Annotated in this window: 19 protein-coding genes; 15 read left to right on the forward strand and 4 right to left on the reverse strand. The window is 68.6% G+C overall.

Annotated elements, in window-relative coordinates:
• Window positions 1-61: 61 nt before the first annotated feature.
• The 3 genes from ADBZ5N_RS09580 to ADBZ5N_RS09590 form a co-directional block, all read right to left on the reverse strand.
• Complete coding sequence (locus ADBZ5N_RS09580) at window positions 62-1,420, reverse strand: hypothetical protein (protein ID WP_526257256.1); 1,359 nt, start codon at window positions 1,418-1,420, stop codon at window positions 62-64.
• A 281-nt stretch (window positions 1,421-1,701) separates the two neighbouring features.
• Entirely contained in the window at window positions 1,702-3,099 is a 1,398-nt protein-coding gene (locus ADBZ5N_RS09585; RefSeq protein WP_526257257.1) for a hypothetical protein, read from the reverse strand.
• A gap of 133 nt (window positions 3,100-3,232) precedes the next feature.
• Window positions 3,233-4,057, reverse strand: coding sequence for an aldo/keto reductase (locus ADBZ5N_RS09590; RefSeq protein ID WP_526257258.1), 825 nt, complete (start codon window positions 4,055-4,057; stop codon window positions 3,233-3,235).
• Window positions 4,058-4,233: 176 nt separating this feature from the next.
• On the opposite strand from ADBZ5N_RS09590, the gene ADBZ5N_RS09595 reads away from it, so the two are divergent.
• From ADBZ5N_RS09595 to smc, 12 genes are all read left to right on the forward strand, one after another.
• Entirely contained in the window at window positions 4,234-5,304 is a 1,071-nt protein-coding gene (locus tag ADBZ5N_RS09595; RefSeq protein ID WP_526257259.1) for an alpha/beta hydrolase, read from the forward strand.
• A gap of 65 nt (window positions 5,305-5,369) precedes the next feature.
• Window positions 5,370-6,134 (forward strand): DsbA family protein, encoded by a 765-nt coding sequence (locus ADBZ5N_RS09600; protein ID WP_526257260.1) that lies wholly within the window; start codon window positions 5,370-5,372, stop codon window positions 6,132-6,134.
• Complete coding sequence (locus ADBZ5N_RS09605) at window positions 6,131-6,766, forward strand: vitamin K epoxide reductase family protein (RefSeq protein WP_526257261.1); 636 nt, start codon at window positions 6,131-6,133, stop codon at window positions 6,764-6,766. Before ADBZ5N_RS09600 ends, ADBZ5N_RS09605 begins: the two co-directional genes overlap by 4 nt.
• Window positions 6,767-6,791: 25 nt before the next feature.
• Window positions 6,792-7,343, forward strand: a complete 552-nt coding sequence (rsmD, locus tag ADBZ5N_RS09610) for a 16S rRNA (guanine(966)-N(2))-methyltransferase RsmD (protein WP_526257262.1) — start codon at window positions 6,792-6,794, stop codon at window positions 7,341-7,343.
• 32 nt (window positions 7,344-7,375) lie between these two features.
• Window positions 7,376-7,855 (forward strand): pantetheine-phosphate adenylyltransferase, encoded by a 480-nt coding sequence (coaD, locus tag ADBZ5N_RS09615; RefSeq protein WP_526257263.1) that lies wholly within the window; start codon window positions 7,376-7,378, stop codon window positions 7,853-7,855.
• Between the two features lie 114 nt (window positions 7,856-7,969).
• Entirely contained in the window at window positions 7,970-8,707 is a 738-nt protein-coding gene (gene sepIVA / locus ADBZ5N_RS09620) for a cell division protein SepIVA (RefSeq protein ID WP_526257264.1), read from the forward strand.
• Between the two features lie 75 nt (window positions 8,708-8,782).
• Window positions 8,783-9,364, forward strand: coding sequence for a YceD family protein (locus ADBZ5N_RS09625; RefSeq protein ID WP_526257265.1), 582 nt, complete (start codon window positions 8,783-8,785; stop codon window positions 9,362-9,364).
• On the forward strand, window positions 9,361-10,098 hold the full coding sequence (gene rnc / locus ADBZ5N_RS09630; protein ID WP_526257266.1) for a ribonuclease III: 738 nt from the start codon (window positions 9,361-9,363) through the stop codon (window positions 10,096-10,098). The genes ADBZ5N_RS09625 and rnc overlap by 4 nt, the downstream gene beginning before the upstream one ends.
• Complete coding sequence (gene mutM / locus ADBZ5N_RS09635; RefSeq protein WP_526257267.1) at window positions 10,091-10,951, forward strand: bifunctional DNA-formamidopyrimidine glycosylase/DNA-(apurinic or apyrimidinic site) lyase; 861 nt, start codon at window positions 10,091-10,093, stop codon at window positions 10,949-10,951. Before rnc ends, mutM begins: the two co-directional genes overlap by 8 nt.
• 88 nt (window positions 10,952-11,039) lie before the next feature.
• The gene (locus tag ADBZ5N_RS09640) at window positions 11,040-11,447 is read left to right on the forward strand and encodes an OsmC family protein (protein ID WP_526257268.1); all 408 of its coding nucleotides are present in this window, start codon (window positions 11,040-11,042) and stop codon (window positions 11,445-11,447) included.
• On the forward strand, window positions 11,444-11,722 hold the full coding sequence (locus tag ADBZ5N_RS09645) for an acylphosphatase (protein WP_526257269.1): 279 nt from the start codon (window positions 11,444-11,446) through the stop codon (window positions 11,720-11,722). The genes ADBZ5N_RS09640 and ADBZ5N_RS09645 overlap by 4 nt, the downstream gene beginning before the upstream one ends.
• A 37-nt stretch (window positions 11,723-11,759) precedes the next feature.
• A complete protein-coding gene (gene smc, locus ADBZ5N_RS09650) occupies window positions 11,760-15,353 on the forward strand; it encodes a chromosome segregation protein SMC (RefSeq protein WP_526257270.1) in 3,594 nt (1,197 codons plus the stop codon).
• Window positions 15,354-15,405: 52 nt separating this feature from the next.
• On the opposite strand, the gene fni is transcribed toward smc, so the two are convergent.
• Window positions 15,406-16,428 (reverse strand): type 2 isopentenyl-diphosphate Delta-isomerase, encoded by a 1,023-nt coding sequence (gene fni, locus ADBZ5N_RS09655; protein WP_526257271.1) that lies wholly within the window; start codon window positions 16,426-16,428, stop codon window positions 15,406-15,408.
• 69 nt (window positions 16,429-16,497) lie between these two features.
• On the opposite strand from fni, the gene ftsY reads away from it, so the two are divergent.
• From ftsY to ADBZ5N_RS09670, 3 genes are all read left to right on the forward strand, one after another.
• Window positions 16,498-17,907: a signal recognition particle-docking protein FtsY gene (gene ftsY, locus ADBZ5N_RS09660; RefSeq protein ID WP_526257272.1), complete on the forward strand. Its 1,410-nt coding sequence runs from the start codon at window positions 16,498-16,500 to the stop codon at window positions 17,905-17,907.
• Window positions 17,908-17,962: 55 nt separating this feature from the next.
• Complete coding sequence (locus ADBZ5N_RS09665; protein ID WP_526257273.1) at window positions 17,963-18,199, forward strand: hypothetical protein; 237 nt, start codon at window positions 17,963-17,965, stop codon at window positions 18,197-18,199.
• Between the two features lie 108 nt (window positions 18,200-18,307).
• The coding region (locus ADBZ5N_RS09670) for a magnesium transporter (RefSeq protein ID WP_526257274.1) at window positions 18,308-19,135 on the forward strand (828 nt) is incomplete at its 3' end.

The following is a 19,135-nucleotide window of genomic DNA, read 5'->3' on the forward strand; positions in this document are numbered from 1 at the left end:
CGCGAAGAACGCGGCGGCCAGCTTAGTACCAGCTGCCCGCCGCGCTCCTGGTCTAGCGAATTCAGTCGGCGTCGGATGCCCCGCGACGGGAATCCGTCGCGCGGGAACCGGTGTCGCCGGCATCGTCGTCGGACGCCTCACCGGCCGCCGCCTTCGGCGCCGGATCTTCGGCGACCTCGGCAGGCACTGCCTCCACCTCGGGGGCGTCGACAACGGCCGGGGAGATCTCCTCGGCCACTGCGTCAACGACGGTTGGGGCGACCTCGTCGACGACCGCGGCGACCGCCGCGATGGCGGCGGCGGGCTCCTCGGCAGGAGTCTCGACCGGGGCTGGGGCCTCGACCGGGACCGGGGTGTCGGCGACGACCTCGACCGCAGGTGTCTCGACCGGGGCTGCTGCAGCGGTTTGAGCGCCAGGCGGTGGCGGCGGGGTGATCAGCAGCTTGTCGGCGAGGAACTGTCCCAGGCCGATGTTCGCGCCGAGCAAACCGTTGGGGATGCCCTGGGCGTAGTCCAAGTCACCTGGTTCTCCGACTGCGAGGCTGTCGATGCCCACCCCGCCGGACCACGACGTGGGCGGAACGAAACCTCCGCCTGTGGTACCGCCATTCTCCGGCATGACGTTGAGCAGCCCGCCCAGGTTGACGCCGACTCTGGCGAGCGGGGAATCCGGCACGATCGCGCTAACGATCCCGGTCAGGTCGAGGAAGCCCGCGCCGTTGAGGGAGGCATTGGTCATGTTGGCGGGGATGTTGATGAGTTCGTTGATCGCCCCGATGACGTCCCCGGCTTCGAAGAACTCGCCGATCGCGGTGAAACTCTTGACCAGTTGCACGAACGGCGAGATCAGTGTCCCGATCAGGGCGACCAATTGCCCGCTATAGGGCGTGTTGAGGAAGTTCGTGATCGGAATCAACGGCCTAAATGTGCAGCTATCGTCCTCCTCGCACCCGCCGGCCCACTGACCGACGTTGGCTTGCAGAACGAAATCCGACACAGCGGCAGGGGCTTGGCCTGCGGGCGGGAAGTAACCCGACGCGTACTCACCGAACGCCACAAACGTGGGATCGTCGACGTACGGAATTTCGATGCCGTCGCCCGGATCCCAGGGCGCGGTGAAGAAGGTCTGGATGTTGCCCCAGATCTGCTCGGGGATCAGTCCGGCGTTGCCGTTGCCCAGTTCCTCGATGTAGGTGGCGATGTTGGCGCCGATGGTCTTCAGTAGCGGGAACGGATTCTGCTCGTTGAGCTTGCCGAGTGTCTGGATGTTGGCGAACGCGGTCTCGAACGCGGTGACCCAAGGCGTGATCGGGTCGATGCTCGAGGCGAGTTCGACCGCCAGGTCGCTGACCATACGCTGCGGGGCGAGCGCGGTCTGGGGTGTGACAGGCTTGATCGGCGCCAGCGCGAGGGCGCCCACGCTAAGCGCGGCGATCCCCGCGGTGAGATATGAGCGAGCTGTGACATGCAGGACCTCCAGGCTCCCTTCCTGTGATTTACCTGAACGCCGCTGACGTTAGCGTGTAAAGATTGTCCGAAATCCCGGACTTAGCGGATTTGCCGGAAAATTTTTTCTGAGCAGTCGCTGTGTCCGCTCGCAGGCGGCGGGTCCACGCGGAGACTGGTGATCACGATGGTGGGGCAAACGCAACGCGGCGGCCAGCTGTTTCCAGCTGACCGCCGCGCTGTGATCGGACGGGATTACTCGGCGTCGTTGGCTCCGCGACGGGAGTCGCTGGCCCGCGACCCGGTGTCCCCGGAGTCGTCGGATCCGACGCTGGCGGCCGGTTCTGGAGCCGGATCGTCGGCGACCTCGGCCGGTGCCTCCACCTCGGCGACCTCGGCAGCTGCCTCCACCTCGGGGATGTCGACCACAGCCGGGGCGGCGTCTTCGGCCACCTCGTCAACGACCGCCGGGGCGCTGTCCACTGCGGCCTCCACCTCAGCGACAACCGGAGCGGCCTCGACGGCCTCGCTCTCCACGACGGCGCCCGGTGGGGGCGGTGCCGGCGGGGTCACCAGCATCTGGTCGGAGAGGAACTGGCCCAGGCCGACGGCCGCACCGATCCAGCTCACCGGGATACCCGGGTCGTTGACCTTGGCGGTCGGACCGAGGGGGGAGAGCTTGTAGTCGATCTCGGCGGCCACGGTGTCAAACATCACGCCGCCGTTGAACGCCGTCGGAGCCGTGCCGTCGGGGAGTAGCGACCCGTTCTGCGGAACCGGGGGACTGATCAGGCCGCCCAGGTTCAGGCCGATGCTCTTGACCTCCGGCGGCAATTCGGTGATTGCACCGGCCACTCCGGTCAGGTCGAGAACGCCGCCGCCGTTGAGCACGGCGTTGGTCACGTTCGCCGGGATGTTGATGAGTTCGTTGATCGCGCCGATGACGTCGCCCTCCTGGAAGAACTGTCCGATGGCGGTGAAGCTGCGGGTCAGCTCGATCAGCGGCGCGAACACCGGTCCGAGTAGGCCGACCAGCTGGCCGCTGTAGTACGTCGCGGTGAAGTCGATGATCGGCTTCAGCCCGGTGAAGGAGTCGCCCAGGACGGCCGGCAGCAACTGGAAGGCGAACTGCTGATTGATCGGCAGTGTCGGCACACCGCCGATGGTGGCGTTGGTCACCACCGTCTGGGAGACGTACTCCCCGACGTAGTTTCCGCTGTCCGGATCGATGGCACCCGGGTTCCAGGGGGCCTGGAAGAAGGTCTGGACGTTGTTCCAGATCTGCCCGGGGATCAGGGCCGCATTGCCGTTGAACAGTTCATCGATGTACGTGATCTGGTTGGCGATGATGGTCTGCAGCAGCGGGAAGACGGCGGAGAAGTTACCTGTCAGGCCCAGCGGGCTGGTGTAGAGCGGGTTGCTGGCATAGAAGTTGAACAGCGCGCCGATGTTGGCCACCGAGGTCTCGATGGTGTCCACCCAGGGGGTGATCGGGTCGATCGAGGAGGCCAGTGCCACGCCGAGTTCGCTGATCACGCGTTGCGGCGCGAGTGCGACCTGGTTGGGGATGGGCGCGACCGGGGTGAGGGCGATGGCGCCCACGCCGAGAGCCGCGACTCCGGCGGTGAGGTACGAGCGAGCGGTGATGTGCATGTGGACAGGTCCCTTCCTGTGAATTTCCTGACAAGCTGGGACTGTAACTTAAAAAATCCTGAGCGTCACCAAAAATCCGGAAAATTGGACAGGAATTTTTCTGCGGTGCCTGGTTTAGACGCTCGGTTCGGCGCTAGGGCTGCGGGTTCGGCCGGAATCGGGTGCCGTCGTCGAGGCCACTGAGTGCCTGCATCTGGTCGCTGGACAACTCGAAACCGAACACGTCGATGTTCTCGGCCAATCGCGCGGGACTTATCGCCCGCGGGATCACCACGTTGCCGAGTTGAATGCTCCATCGGATGAGCACTTGGGCCGGTGACTTCCCCTGTGCCGCAGCGACTTCGGTGACGACAGCGTTCTCCAGCAGGGCGCCGGAGCCCAGGGGGCAGGAGGCCTCGGTGACGATGGAGTGTTCGGTGTGGATGTCGCGCAACTCGGCCTGGGTGAGAAGCGGATGCAACTCGATCTGGTTGACCGCCGGGGTGAAGAACGACAGGTCCATGATGTTCGACAGGTGCTCCGGAGTGAAGTTGCTGACCCCGATCGAGCGGGTGTCGCCGACCTCCTTGGACTTCATCAGCCCGCCCCAGGCGTCGATGTACTTGCCGTTCTCCTCGGCCGGCCAGTCGATCAGGTAGAGGTCGAGGTAGTCCAGGCCCAGCCGGGCCAGGCTGGCCCGGCAGGCGTCCTGGGAGGACTGGAAGCCCTGATCGGCGGTCGCCAGTTTGGTGGTCACGTACAAGTCTTGGCGCGGGATCCCCGAGGCGGCGAGAGCGCGCCCGACCGCCTCCTCATTGCCGCTGGGGGAGGTGTCGATCAGTCGATAGCCGGCGGCCAGGGCGGCCGCGACGGCGGACTCGGCCTCAGCCGGCGGCAGTGCGGAGACACTCAGACCCAGCACCGGGATGGCGTGCTCGTCGTTGAGCGTGACGGTGGGGATAGCGGCCGCCGGTGTCATGTACCTGCCCTGTGCGTCGAATTTCCGCGCGTCGAGTTTCCGCGGATCGGATTGGGGAGAGGATAGTACCGAGCCGCAAGTGGATTTGACGCACACCGGCTTTCGGCGCGCAGCGCAGTCGTGAAGGCGGCAACCGCATCGGCGTTGAAAGTTTGCGGCGGGCGTAGGCTGCGGCCATGACAACCGCCAAGGAACGGGCGCTGGCAGTGGGAAACCGGCTGGGTGTGAAGGTGATCCCCCGGCTTCCCAACAGTGCCAAACGGTTACTCTCCGGCGGCCGGGCCCTCACCATCGACGGCAATACCCTGGACCCCTCCCTGCAGATGTTGCTTGCCGCGCAGCGGGCTGTCGGCATCGAGGGTCTGGTGGTCGACGGGGATCCGGTGAAGACCCGGATCAGCAACACCGTCCTGACCCGGACCCTCGATGACCCCAGCGTGCGGGTGGCCGAGATCAGGTCGGTGTCGATCCCCGGGCCGGCCGGTGTCATCGCGGCGCGGCATTACCGGCCACCGGGCGGCGGGTCGGCGGCTCCGCTGCTGGTGTTCTACCACGGCGGCGGCTGGGTGTTCGGTGACCTCGACACCCACGACTCGGCCTGCCGGCTGATCTGCCGCGACGCCGGCGTCCACGTCCTGGCCGTCGACTACCGGCTGGCCCCCGAACACCGCGCACCGGCCGCGGTCGATGACGCCTACGCCGCCTACCGGTGGGCCCGCGAGCGGGCCGGCGAACTGGGGGCGGACTCTCGGCGGGTCGCGGTGGGTGGGGACAGCGCCGGCGGCAACCTGGCCGCGGTGGTCACCATGCTGGCCCGCGACGCCGGCGACCCGTTGCCTGCCTTGCAGTGGCTGATCTACCCGGTAACCGACCTGCGCGGAAAGACGCGGTCCCGAACGCTGCTGGGGGAAGGTTTCCTGCTCACCAAACACGACATCGACTGGTTCCAGGACAGCTACGTCGAGGGCTCCGGCCTGGACTTCTCCGACCCGTTGGTCTCCCCACTGCTGGCCGAGGATCTCTCCGGGTTGTCCCCTGCGCTGGTGGTCACCGCCGGTTTCGACCCCCTGCGCGACGAGGGAGAGCAGTACGCCGGCCGGTTGCGGGAAGCCGGGGTCGCCGTCGACCACCGGCAGATGTCGTCGATGATCCACGCCTTCATCAACCTCAATGTGCTGGGTGGCGGTGTGGCGCGCGCCAACGCCGAGGTCATCTCCGCGCTACGGGCTCACCTGGCCCGGATCTGAAACACCCCGGCCGACGCCGGTACTCTGGAGACGCCGAAACGACCGACAGCGAGGAACAGCCGACTGTGGCAACCAACAAGAAAAGCTCGCCCCGCTATGACCTCAAGGCCCAGGATCGCAAGCGTGACCTGGCCGTCAAGATAGGTCTGACCGCCCTGGTGGTTCTGTTCGCCGTCGGGTTGGTGCTCTACATCGTGATGGGCAGCGACAAGAAGGGCGGCGACTCCCAAGCCGTGCGGGTCGCCTCGAACTCGCTGGTGAAGAAGGAAGGCACCGACGAGCCGAAGGCGGTGCTGGCCATCTACGAGGACTTCCAGTGCCCGCACTGCCGTGACTTCGAGAAGGCGTTCGGTCCGACGATCGCCAAGATGATCGACAGCGGCGCCGTCGCCGTCGACTACTACATGCTCTCGATCCTCAACCGCACCAACAGCGGTTACTCCTCCCGCGCGGCCAACGCGGCCTACTGCGTCGCCGATGAGGACAAAGACGCTTTCAAGCGGTTCCACTCGGCACTGTTCGCCCAACAGCCCCAGGAGGGCACCGGTGGCGGCCCCGACAACGCGGCGTTGATCGAGACCGCCCGGCAGGCCGGCGTCACCGGCGGTGTGCCCGACTGCATCAACAAGGGCACTTACGAGAAGATGACCAAGGGTCTGGCCGCCGCCACCAAGGTGACCTCCACCCCGACGGTTCGGCTCAACGGCCAGGACATCAACCCGGCCACCCCCGACGAGTTGCTGGCCAAGGTTCGCGCCGTTGTCGGTCCGATGCCCGCGCTCATGCCCGCACCGCCGGCACCGGCGCCGGCACCGGCAACGGCCCCATGACCGTGACGGCGCCGGTCGCAATCGACACCACGCCGGCAGAGGTTCCCGGGCCGGCCGGGGTGTCGGTGGGCCGGCCCGCCGGCTGGTGGATCCTGCTTTCCGGAGTCATCGGGCTGATCGCCTCCTCGACGCTGTTGGTCGAGAAGATCGCGATGCTCAAGGATCCTGCGTTCGTGCCGAGTTGCAGCATCAACCCAGTGCTGGCGTGCGGGTCGGTGATCGGCACCCCGCAGGCTTCGGTCTTCGGTCCGCCCAACCCGCTGTTCGGCATCATCGCCTTCACGCTGGTCATCGTGACCGGGGTGCTGGCGGTCGCCAGAGTCGCACTTCCGCGTTGGTACTGGGTGGGTCTGACGGTCGGGACCGGCTTCGGCTTGGTGTTCGTGCACTGGCTGGCGTACCAGAGTTTCTATCGGATCGGCGCGCTGTGCCCGTACTGCATGGTGGTCTGGTCGGTGACCGTGCCGCTGTTCGCGGTGGTGGCGGCCATCGCGTTTCGTCCGGTGGTGGAGTCCAACCCGGTGGCCAATGCGCTCTACCAGTGGCGCTGGCCGCTGGTGGTGCTGTGGTTCACCGGGCTGGCGCTGCTGATCCTGGTCCGGTTCTGGGACTACTGGTCCACGCTGATCTGACGCGTGGCCGGCTCGGGCTGAGGCGATGACCCGCATTGTCGCCGGCACTGCCGGCGGTCGGCGCCTCACGGTCCCCTCCAGTGCCAGGCCGACCACCGACCGGGTCCGCGAAGCGATGTTCAACGTTCTGGCGGCCCGTCGGGACTTCGCCGGCATCCACGTCGTAGACCTGTACGCGGGCTCTGGCGCGCTGGGCCTGGAGGCGCTGTCCCGCGGCGCTGCGACGGTGCTCTTCGTCGAGAGCGACCGGCGCGCCGCCGACGTCATCGCCCGCAACATCGCCGCCGTCGGACTGGCCGGGGCCACCGTCCGGCGTGGCTCGGTCAGCGCGGTCCTCGCCGCTGGGGCGCCCCGCCCGGTTGACCTGGTGCTCGCCGACCCGCCCTACGATGCGCCCGCCACGCAGATCGACGCCGTGCTGGCCGGACTGGACGGCCACGGCTGGGTCCGCGCTGCAAGCGTGGTGGTGGTCGAGCGACCGGTGTCGGCGCCGGAGTTGACCTGGCCGTCCGGATGGACCGCCTGGCCGCTGCGACGCTACGGTGACACCCGCCTGGAGGTCGCCGAGGTCGACTGAGCAGAGTCTCCCGGCTGCTAGCGTCAGCGGGCATGAGCGGCGCGGTCTGTCCGGGATCCTTCGACCCGGTCACTCTGGGACACATCGACGTCTTCGAGCGCGCCGCCGCGCAATTCGACGAGGTGATCGTCGCGGTTCTGGTCAACCCCAACAAAGCCGGGATGTTCACCGCGCCCGAGCGCATCGCGATGATCAAGGAGGCCTGCGCCCATCTGCCGAACCTGCGGGTGGAGTCCGGCCAGGGGTTGGTGGTGGATTTCGTCAAGGCGCGTGGATTCACCGCCATCGTCAAGGGTCTGCGCACCGGCACCGACTTCGAGTACGAGCTCCAGATGGCCCAGATGAACAAGCACATCGCCGGGGTGGACACCTTCTTCGTGGCCACCGACCCGCAGTACTCGTTCGTGTCCTCCTCGCTGGCCAAAGAGGTGGCCGGCCTCGGCGGCGACGTCTCGCATCTGCTTCCCGAATCGGTCAACCGTCGCCTGCGCGGCAAGCTCGCCTCCGGCTAGCGCGCCGGAGAATCGGACGGCCCGGTTCGCGACACACCGCACCACCAGCGCAGTCACAGCTGTAACACCAGGCACACTGGTCACTACCAATGGGACAGCTTGAAGGGTGGCACCGTGTACCGAGTTTTTGAAGCGCTGGACGAGCTGGGCGCGATCGTCGAGGAAGCCCGCGGCGTACCGATGACGGCCGGTTGCGTGGTTCCGCGCGGCGACGTGCTGGAACTCATCGACGACATCAAAGATGCAATCCCCGGCGAACTCGACGACGCCCAGGACGTCCTGGATGCCCGCGACGCCATGCTGCGCGAGGCTGCCGAGCACGCCGAGTCCACTGTGGCCAACGCCAACGCCGAGGCCGATTCCTTGGTCAGCCATTCCCGCGCCGAGGCCGACCGGCTGCTCGCCGACGCCAAGTCGCAAGCCGACCGGATGGTCGCCGAAGCCCGCCATCACAGCGACAACATGGTGACCGAGGCCCGCGACGAGGCGGCGCGACTGTCCGCGGCGGCCAAACGGGACTACGAGGCGGCCACCACCCGGGCCAAGGCCGAGGCCGACCGGCTGGTTGAGAACGGCAACATCTCCTACGAGAACGCCGTCCAGGAGGGCATCAAGGAGCAGCAGCGCCTGGTGTCGGCGACCGAGGTGGTGCAGTCCGCCCACGCTGAGGCCACCCGCCTGGTCGACTCCGCCCACGCCGAGTCCGATCGGCTGCGCGGTGAGTGCGACATCTACGTCGACAACAAACTGGCGCAGTTCGAGGAGTATCTCAACGGCACGCTGCGTTCGGTGAGCCGCGGCCGCCACCAGTTGCGCACCGCCGCGGGAACTCACGACTACGTCCAGCACTGAGCCGGACAGTCGACGAGCCGGACAGTCCCCGCCGGTTCGCCGACTCGCCGCTGAGCGGCCCGTAGGATCGCCGGTATGGCATCCGGGATTCCGCACGCGGCGTCGCGCCCAGACCCGCGCTCGCCTCTAGTGTTCGACGTCTCCCGGCTCGGCCGGCGCCCCGGTGCCATGCAGGAGATCCGGCAGACAGTGCCCAGCCCGGCGCGAATCGGCTTGGACCTCATCGCAATCGAGCTCGGCGTCCCCCTGGACCTGGACTTGCGGCTGGAATCGGTCTCCGAAGGTGTGCTGGTCACCGGCACCGTGCACGGACCCACCCGGGGTGAGTGCTCGCGGTGCCTGGAACCGGTCACCGGCGAGATCGACATCGCGCTGACCGAGTTGTTCGCCTACCCCGACAGCCTCACCGAGTCCACCACCGAGTCCGACGAGGTCGGCCACGTCGTCGACCACACCGTGGACCTTGAGCAGCCGATCATCGACGCGGTCGGCCTGGTGCTGCCGTTCGCGCCACTGTGCCGCGAGGACTGCCCGGGACTGTGTCCGGAGTGCGGGGTCGCCCTGGCCACTGCCGAACCCGGCCATCAGCACGACCAAATCGACCCGCGCTGGGCCACACTGGCCCGGCTGCTGACCCCGGACGGCGAGACGCGATGAGCCGCCAGGATCTGCTCGATGTGTTGGGCGTCGACCTGCCCGAGGACCTGCTCACGCTCGCGCTGACCCACCGCAGCTACGCCTACGAACACGGCGGGCTGCCCACCAACGAGCGACTGGAACTGCTCGGGGACGCGGTGCTGGGTCTGGTGATCGTCGAGGAGCTGTTCCGCCGGCACCCCGGTAACTCCGAAGGAGACCTGGCCAAACTGCGCAACAGCATCGTCAACAGCCAGGCCTTGGCCGGGGTGGCCCGCGCGCTGACCGAGGACGGTCTGGGCGAGTACCTGCTGCTGGGCCGCGGTGAGATCAACACCGGGGGCCACGCCAAGGCCAGCATCTTGGCCGACACCCTGGAGTCGCTGCTGGGCGCGGTGTACCTGCAGCACGGACTGGAGGGCGCCCGACGGGTCATCCTGCGACTCTTCGACGAACTGCTCGACACCGCGCCGACGCTGGGTGCGGCGCTGGAGTGGAAGTCGAGCCTGCAGGAATTGACCGCGTCACGCGGGCTGGGCGTCCCGCGCTACGAGGTGACCTCCGAGGGCCCCGACCACGACCGCCGGTTCGCCGCCGTCGTCTTCGTCAACGGTGAGCCCTACGGCAGCGGGGCCGGCCGGTCCAAGAAGTCGGCCGAGACCGACGCCGCCGCCCAGGCGTGGACGGCCCTGGACGCCGAACCCGAACCCGAACCGGCAGCCGACCGTGCCGATGTAGCCGAACTGGATGCCTGAACTTCCTGAGGTCGAGGTCGTGCGGCGCGGCCTGCAGACGCATGTCGCCGGTAAGACCATCACCGCGGTCCGCGTCGACCACCCCCGGGCGGTGCGCCGCCACGAGGCCGGGGCGGCGGATCTGACCGCACGCCTGCTCGGCGCGCGGATCACCCGGACCGACCGTCGCGGGAAGTACCTGTGGCTGGTGCTCGACGACGACGCAACCGCCCTGGTGGTGCACCTGGGCATGAGCGGGCAGATGCTGCTCGGCGATGTGCCAAACCCCAATCACCTGCGCATCGCCACCGTCCTCGATGACCGCACCGCGCTCAGCTTCGTCGACCAACGCACCTTCGGCGGCTGGCAACTGGCTGATCTGGTCACCGTCGACGGCAGCCGGGTGCCGGTACCCGTCGCCCACATCGCCCGCGACCCCCTGGACCCGTTGTTCGACCGTGACGCTGCGGTGAATGTGTTGCGGTGCAAGCACTCTGAGATCAAGCGGCAGCTGCTTGACCAGAGCGTGGTGTCCGGGATCGGCAACATCTACGCCGACGAGTCGCTGTGGCGGGCACAGGTCAACGGGGCGCGGCTCGCCGAGAAGCTGACCCGCCGGGAGCTCGGCCAGGTGCTCGACTGCGCCAAGGAGGTGATGTTGGAGGCGCTGCGGCAGGGCGGCACCTCCTTCGACTCGCTCTACGTCAACGTCAACGGTCAGTCCGGGTACTTCGACCGGTCGCTGAATGTGTACGGCCGGTCTGACCGCAACTGCCGGCGCTGCGGCGCGGTGATCCGCCGGGAGAAGTTCATGAACCGCTCGTCGTTCTACTGCCCGGTCTGCCAGCCCAGGCCCCGGATGCGCAAGCACTGACGCCGAGATTGCATCCACGCACACCCCTCCACGTGTTTTCCCTGCACCAGTGCAATCTCGGCGGGACGGACAGGGTAGAAACCAGTGCATGACAGAACTCTGGGTGGAGCGCACCGGGATCCGCCGCTACACCGGCCGCAGCAGCCGCGGGGCGGAGGTGCTGATCGGCTCGGAAACCGACGACGGCGTCTTCACCCCGGGTGAACTGCTCAAGATCGCGCTGGCCGGCTGCAGTGGGCTGTCCAGCGACCATCCGCTGCGCCGCCGACTCGGCGACGACTACGCCGCGGTCATCCGGGTGTCCGGGCCGGCCGACCGCGAGCAGGAGCGCTACCCGCACCTGGCCGAGACCCTCGAGATCGACCTGTCAGGGTTGACCGCCGAGGAGAAGGAACGCCTGCTGGTGATCGTCACCCGCGCGATCGACCAGGTGTGCACGGTCGGGCGGACGTTGAAGTCCGGCGCCGACATCACCGTCGACGTGGCCTCGCCGTGAGCGAGGACGTGCGCCTGACCGCCTGGGTGCACGGCTACGTCCAGGGCGTCGGATTCCGGTGGTGGACGCGGTCGCGGGCGCTGGAGTTGGGGCTGACCGGGTATGCGGCCAACCAGGCCGACGGCCGGGTGCTGGTCGTCGCGCAGGGACCCCGGCAGGCCTGCGAGCAACTCCTGGACGTGCTGCGCGGGGGTTCAACCCCCGGTTCGGTGGACACCGTCGTCGCTGACCTCGGACAGCCGGGGGAGCCGATGACGGGGTTCCGCGAGCGCTGATCGGGCTCCGCAATCCGGGCCGGTAGGCTCACCCGACGTGTACCTCAAGAGTCTGACGCTGAAGGGCTTCAAGTCCTTCGCCTCGGCGACGACTCTTCGGTTCGAACCCGGTATCACCTGCGTGGTCGGGCCCAACGGCTCGGGCAAATCGAACGTCGTCGACGCCCTGACCTGGGTGATGGGCGAGCAGGGTGCCAAGACGCTACGTGGCGGCAAGATGGAGGACGTCATCTTCGCGGGCACCTCCTCGCGGGCCCCGCTGGGCCGCGCCGAGGTCACGTTGACCATCGACAACTCCGACAACGCGCTGCCGATCGAGTACTCCGAGGTGTCTATCACCCGCCGGATGTTCCGAGACGGCGCCGGCGAGTACGAGATCAACGGCAGCAGTTGCCGGCTGCTCGACATCCAGGAACTGCTCAGCGACTCCGGCATCGGCCGCGAGATGCACGTCATCGTCGGCCAGGGCCGGCTGTCCCAGATCCTGGAATCCCGGCCCGAGGACCGCCGCGCGTTCATCGAGGAAGCCGCCGGGGTGCTCAAGCACCGAAAGCGCAAAGAGAAGGCGCTGCGCAAGCTGGAGGCCACCGCCGCCAACCTGGCCCGGCTGACCGACCTGACCACCGAGCTGCGCCGCCAACTCAAACCGCTCGGCCGCCAGGCCGAGGTGGCCCGCCGGGCGCAGACCATCCAGGCCGACCTGCGCGACGCCCGGCTACGGTTGGCCGCCGACGACCTGGTGGCACGCCGCGCCGAATTCGCCGGAGCCGACGACATCGAGACCACGCTGCGTCGCGAGCACGACGAGGCCGCCGCACGGCTGGCCGAGGCGTCCGCTCAGCTGGCCGCCCACGAGGCTGCGGTGGCCTCCCTGTCGGAACGCACCGACAACGCCCAGCAGACCTGGTTCCGGCTGTCCGCCCTCGCCGAGCGGGTCAGCGCCACCATCCGGATCGCCAGCGAGCGGGCCCAGCACCTCGACACCGAACCGGCGGTGAACACCGGACCCGATCCCGACGAGCTGGAGGCCCAAGCCGCCGAGGTGGCCGAGCAGGAGCGCGCCCTGCTCGCCGAGCTGGAAGCCGCGCGGGCACGGATGGGGTTGGCCCGCTCCGAGTTGGCTGAAAAAGAAAGGGCCGCAACCGAAGCCGAGCGCGCACATCTTGCCGCCGTACGGGCCGAAGCGGATCGCCGGGAGGGTCTGGCCCGGCTGGCCGGGCAGGTGGAAACCGGCCGGGCCCGAGTGGAGTCCATCGACGAGGGCGTGGCGCGGCTGTCGTCGGCCATCGAGGAGGCCGCCGCCCGCACCGAGGCGGCCAAAGCCGAGTTCGAGACCGTCCAAGGCCGAGTCGGCGAACTCGATCAGGGCGAGGTGGGCCTCGACGAGCACCACGACCGGACCATCGCCGCGCTGCGACTCGCCGACGAACGGGTCGCCGAACTGCAGACCGCCGAACGCGCCGCCGAACGACAGGTGGCCTCGCTGCTGGCCCGTATCGACGCACTCGCCGTCGGTCTGGATCGTAAAGACGGTGCCGCCTGGCTGGTGGAAAACCGCGGCGGCGCAGGACTTCTGGGGACGGTAGCCAAACTGGTCCGGGTCCACCACGGTTACGAGACGCCGTTGGCCGCGGTCCTCGGGGCCGCCGCTGACGCGGTCGCCGCGGACGGTTTCTCCTCAGCCCGCTCAGCAGTGCAGGCCCTCAAGGACGCCGATGGCGGCCGGGCGGCGATCGTGCTGGCGGACTGGCCCGCCGCCCCGCGCCAGGACGGCGGGCCGTTGCCCGACGGCGCCCGGTGGGCCATCGACCTCGTCGAGGCACCGGACCGGCTACGGGGTGCTTTGACCGCGATGCTGGCCGGGGTCGCCGTCGTCGAGGACCTTCCTGCCGCGCTGGAACTGGTGGCCGGCCGTCCGGCGCTGCGTGCGGTCACCGCCGACGGCGACCTGGTCGGCGCCGGGTGGGTGGACGGCGGTTCGGACCGCAAGCCCAGCACCTTGGAGATCGCCGGCGCCATCGAGCAGGCCCGCACCGAACTGGCCGCCGCCGAAACCCAGGTCGCCGAACTGACCGCCGCCCTGGCCGGCGCGCTCACCGAGCAGTCCAACCGCCAGGACGCCGCCGAACAGGCCCTGGCCGCCCTCAACGAGTCCGATGCGGCGATCTCGGCGATCTACGAACAATTGGGCCGACTCGGGCAGGAGGTGCGCGCCGCCGAGGAGGAGTGGCGGCGGCTGAGCACCCAGCGCGACGAACTCGAAGCCGGCCGTGCGCAGGCAATCGAGGAACTCAGCGGACTCGAGGGCCGACTGCACGCGGCCCAGGAAACGCAGACAGTCCCGGAAACCACGCCGGGGGAGCGCCAGCAGATCCAGGCTGCCGCGGAAGCCGCCCGAGCCACTGAGGTGGAGTCCCGGCTGGCGGTGCGCACCGCCGAGGAACGCGCGAATGCCGTTCGGGGACAAGCCGAATCGCTGCGTCGCGCCGCAGCCGCCGAACGGGAGGCGCGGGTGCGCGCCCGCGCAGCCCGCGCCGCCCGCCAGCATGCCGCCGAGGTGGCCGCAGCCGTCGCCGAGAGCGGTCGGCTGGTGGCCGAACATCTGGCCGGCGTGGTTGCCGCGGCCTCCCGCTCCCGTGACCGACTCGCCGCCGAGCGCCAGCAACGCGCTGCCGCGATGGCCGCCGTACGCGACGAGGTTGCCACCCTCACCAGCCGGATCGCTGAACTGACCGACTCGCTGCACCGTGACGAGGTGGCCAAAACGCAGGCGGCGATGCGCATCGAACAACTCGAGCAGCAGGTGCTCGAACAGTTCGGCATGGCCGGTGACGATCTGATCGGCGAGTACGGCCCCGCAGTGGCACTGCCCCCGTCGGAACTGGAGATGGCCGAATATGAGCAGGCCCGGGAACGCGGCGAGCAGGTCACCGCGCCGGCGCCGATGCCGTTCGACCGGGCCACCCAGGAGCGTCGCGCCAAGCGTGCCGAACGCGACCTTGCCGAACTCGGCCGGGTCAACCCGTTGGCGCTGGAGGAGTTCGCCGCGCTGGAGGAGCGCTACAACTTCCTGTCCACCCAACTCGAAGACGTCAAAGCGGCCCGCAAGGACCTGCTCGACGTGATCGACGGAGTCGACGAGCGCATCCTGCAGGTGTTCACCGAGGCTTACACCGACGTCGAAAGGGAGTTCTCCCAGGTGTTCGCAGCGCTGTTCCCGGGTGGGGAAGGACGGCTGCTGCTGACCGACCCCGGCGACATGCTGGCCACCGGGGTGGAGGTGGAGGCCCGCCCGCCCGGCAAGAAGGTCAAGCGTCTCTCGCTGCTGTCCGGCGGGGAGAAGTCGCTGACCGCGGTGGCCATGCTGGTCGCCATCTTTCGCGCCCGGCCTTCGCCGTTCTACGTCATGGACGAGGTGGAGGCTGCCCTCGACGACGTCAACCTACGTCGCCTGATCGGGTTGTTCGAACAGTTGCGAACGCAGTCGCAGTTGATCGTCATCACTCACCAGAAGCCGACCATGGAGATCGCCGACGCGCTCTACGGGGTTTCGATGCAGGGCGACGGGATCACCGCGGTGATCTCCCAGCGGATGCGCGGCGAGACCCTGGTCGCCGGCAGCCCGTCCTGACGTTTTCGGTGCATCACCGAGCGCTCAGCGCACGGGAATGCACCGAAATCGGCTAGCCGTTGACCCCGATGCGGCGCAGTTCGGCCAGGTCGCCAGCACCACATCCGTGCAGGCAGATCCGAAGTTCCTCGATGAAGCCGCCGAGAACGTCGACCACCGCCGCCGAGGACTCCAGCGCCGGTGCCAGCAGCGGACGGGCCAGCGCCACCACGTCGGCGCCCAGGGCCAGAGCCTTGGCCGCGTCCATGCCCGAGCGGACCCCGCCGGAGGCCACCAACGGCATCTCGGGCAGTTCCCGGCGTACCTCCATCAGCGCCTGCGCGGTGGGGATGCCCCAGTCCGCGACGGCGGGGTAGCGCACCTCGCCGTAGCGGACTACCTGCTCCACCCGCGCCCACGACGTTCCCCCCGCGCCGGCCACATCGACCGCGGCGATCGGCATCCCGCGTAGTTGCCGCGCGGCCGCGGCGCCGATCCCGTGTCCGACCTCCTTGACCAGAACCGGATAGTCCAGTGCGGCGGCCAGCCCGGCCAGCTTCTCCAGTGAGCCGGTGAAGTCGGTGTCGCCGTTGTCCTGCATCGCCTCCTGGAGCGGATTGAGATGCACGGCAACAGCATTCGCGCCGACTCTCTGCAAAGCCCGGGTCAGCCGCGGCGCCAGGGTGTCCGACACCTGGGCCAGCCCGATATTGCCGATCAGCAGAACGTCCGGGGCCAGGTCGCGAACCTCGAAACTCACCGCGGCCGCCACTGCGGCCGGATCGTCGTCGAGCATGATCCGCTGCGAGCCCAGCATCATGCCGATTCCCAGTTTTTGCGCGGCGCCGGCCAGGTTGCGGTTGATGGTGCGCGCGCGTTCCGCCCCGCCGGTCATCGCACCGATCAGCACGGGTGCCTTCAACGGCACACCCAGAAAACTCGTGCTGAGGTCGACGGCACTCAGGCTGGTCTGGGTCAAGGCGTTGTAGGGCAGTTCGAACCACTCGAAGCCGGTGCTGACCCCAACATATTCGACCGGGCCGGTCAGACACGCGTCGATGTGGCGCAGTTTGCGCGCCGCCAGGCCGTCGCTCATCGGATCCGGGCGCGGACGAGTTTGCCGGGCTGGCAGCGCCCGGATCGCAAACCCTGGAACAATGACACGGTGTCACAGGGTCTATGGATCGCCATCGCGGTCGTCGCCATCCTCGTCATTATCGCGCTCGTCACCGGCTCGGTGCTCTACCGGCGGCGCCAGGTCAGCCTGCGCCCCACCACGGAAGCCCCCGAAGCCGCTGAGATCGAGGCTCCCACACCCGTCGACCGGTCAGGCGGCTACACCGCCAAATCGGGCATTACGTTCACACAATCGTCAGCGGGACCCGCGACGGTCGAGCGGCCCAAACCGCCGCAGTTGGACACCACTGGCCTGCCCGGGGTCGGTGATGACGCCGCCATCCCGCGCGACTCGCTGAAACGCCCGATCTCCCAGGTCAGCCTCCCCGAGCCGCCGGTCATCGACGAGACCTTCGATGAGCTGGCGACCCAGGACGCCGGTGTGACGCCGCCCAGTGCCATGCCAGTGTCGGACATCATCGCCGAGACGACGGTGCCCGCGGTGGCCGCCCCGGCCCCCGACCTGGAGTCCATCGCCCCGACGGCCGGCCGGCTGGAACGGCTGCGCGGCCGGCTGGCCAAATCGCAGAACGCGTTCGGACGCAGCATGCTCGGCCTGCTCGGCGGCGGTGACCTCGACGAGGACTCCTGGGAGGAGGTCGAGGACACCCTACTGGTGGCCGACCTGGGCCCCACGACCACCACATCGGTGGTCGAGCACCTGCGCGCCGGGATGGCCGCCGGCAGCGTGCGCAACGAGGCGCAGGCCCGCGCGGTGCTCAGGCAGGTTCTCATCGCCGAACTCAATCCGGCGTTTGACCGCTCCATCCGGGCGCTGCCGCGCAACGACAAACCCTCGGTACTGCTGGTGGTCGGCGTCAACGGCACCGGCAAGACCACCACGGTGGGCAAGCTGGCCCGAGTCCTGGTCGCCGACGGCCGGCGGGTCGTGCTCGGCGCCGCCGACACCTTCCGCGCGGCCGCAGCCGATCAGTTGCAGGCCTGGGCCGCCCGGGTCGGCGCGGAGGTGGTCCGCGGCCCCGAAGGCGCCGACCCGGCGTCGGTGGCCTTCGACGCGGTGGACAAGGGCATCGAGTCCGGCGCGGACGTGGTTGTCATCGACACCGCCGGCCGGTTGCACACCAAGACCGGTCTGATGGACGAGTTGGGCAAGGTCAAGCGGGTGATGGAAAAGCGCGCCGCTGCTGTCGACGAGGTTCTGCTGGTTCTCGACGCCACTATCGGCCAGAACGGGCTGACGCAGGCGCGGGTGTTCGCCGATGTCGTCGACATCACCGGTGTGGTGCTCACCAAGCTGGACGGAACGGCCAAGGGCGGCATCGTCTTCCGGGTGCAGCAGGAACTCGGTGTGCCGGTGAAGCTGGTCGGTCTGGGTGAGGGTCCCGATGATCTGGCGCCGTTTGAGCCGGCCGCCTTCGTCGACGCCCTGCTGGGCTGACTTCGGTCTGCCACGATGAGATTCCCCATCGTGTGCTGAAAGAAGGTGTCCCGGCGTGACGCTCGCTGCCGATGAAGTTGTCACCGAGTCGCTTCGGGTCATCCGCAAGGCGCTGACGCGCGGCGACCTGGTCGCCGCCGACGCCGAAGCGCTGCGGCTGACCGTCGCGCAGACCGTCGACGTCCTCGAACGGTTGCCGGCCCAGCAGCGCGCGGTGCTCTACCGGATGCTGCCCAAAGCCAGGCCTTGGAGGTGTTCGAGGATCTTCCGCCCGTCCTGCAGAAGAATCTGATCAGCTCGCTGCAGGACGAAGAGGTCAAGGCCGCCTTCGACGACCTCGACCCGGATGACCGGGTGGCCCTGCTCGACGAGGTTCCGGCCTCGGTGGGCAGCCAGGCTGATGCGGGACCTGTCGACCGCCGAGCGGGATTTGACGGCCGACATCCTGGGCTACCCGAAGAAGTCGATCGGGCGCCGAATGAGCCCCGAGGTCTCGGGGCTGGAACCGCACTGGACCGCGGAGCGGGCACTGGAGGCCGTCGGCAGCATCCTGGACTCCGCTGAGACGATCTACACCCTGCCTGTCACCGACTGCGACCGTGTGCTGCTGGGGGTCGTCAGCCTGCGTGATCTGATGAGGGCGCCGGGCCAGGTCGGCGTAGAGACGATCATGCGGCCCGCCGACTATGTGCGCGCCACCGACTCCGCCGAGGATGCCGCCCGGTTGTGCGCCGACGCCCAACATCTGGCGCTGCCGGTGGTCGACAGCGAGACCCGCCTGGTGGGCATCCTCACCGTCGACGACGCCCTGCAGATCCTCGAGGAGGCCGAGACCGAGGATGCGGCCCGACTCGGCGGTTCGGAGACCCTCCGTCAGCCTTATCTGACCACGAGTGTCGCCACCCTGGTCCGCTCCCGGGTGGTCTGGTTGCTGGTCCTGGCTATCGGCGCCGCGCTGACCGTCCGGGTCCTGGACGCCTTCGAATCCACCCTCGCCGAGGTGGTCACCCTGGCGTTGTTCGTGCCGCTGTTGATCGGGACGGGCGGCAACACCGGCAACCAGGCGGCGACCACCGTGACCCGTGCGCTGGCCCTGCGCGACGTCGCCCCGCGCGACATCGCCCGGGTGATGGCCCGCGAGTTCCAGGTCGGTCTGAGTCTGGGCGTGATCTTGGGCTCGGTCGGCTATGTCCTGACCAGCCTTATCTTCGACCGATCGATCGGACTG

Source organism: Mycobacterium sp., assembly GCF_044370595.1.
Classification (GTDB): domain Bacteria; phylum Actinomycetota; class Actinomycetes; order Mycobacteriales; family Mycobacteriaceae; genus Mycobacterium.